The organism is Pseudomonas sp. SIMBA_067 (genome assembly GCF_046534675.1).
Taxonomy (GTDB): domain Bacteria; phylum Pseudomonadota; class Gammaproteobacteria; order Pseudomonadales; family Pseudomonadaceae; genus Aquipseudomonas; species Aquipseudomonas putida.
The window spans coordinates 1-260 of the sequence record NZ_JAWRYH010000697.1 but is presented as its reverse complement, the minus strand read 5'-3'; the positions used below and the strand labels follow the sequence as shown (position 1 = coordinate 260).

1 protein-coding gene is annotated in these 260 nt (G+C 58.1%); it reads left to right on the top strand.

Annotation, left to right across the window (positions count from 1 at the left end):
• Positions 1 to 36: 36 nt before the first annotated feature.
• Positions 37 to 260 (top strand): hypothetical protein (locus SB765_RS30935; protein ID WP_016715487.1); only part of this gene is annotated, 224 nt, incomplete at its 3' end.

The window sequence follows — 260 nt, the reverse complement described above, 5'->3', positions numbered from 1 at the left end:
ATAATCCCCGTGTTTAAAGCAGGAACCTCCAACAATATGCATACCCATCATCAAATTCAGGCTGCCATTGGCACCCTCTCCCAGGCCTTCTCGCCGTTGAAGTGCCTTATCGTTGCCCCTCGCAAGGGCAGCTTCAGCTTCACCCTGGTAGACGAACACGGCGTCGCTTGCCACACCGAGCGCCTGTACCCTGAACAGTACAGCCGTAGCGAGCCGCTGCAGGCGGTCATCGCCCGTACTCGCCAATCGCTTACCGCGTG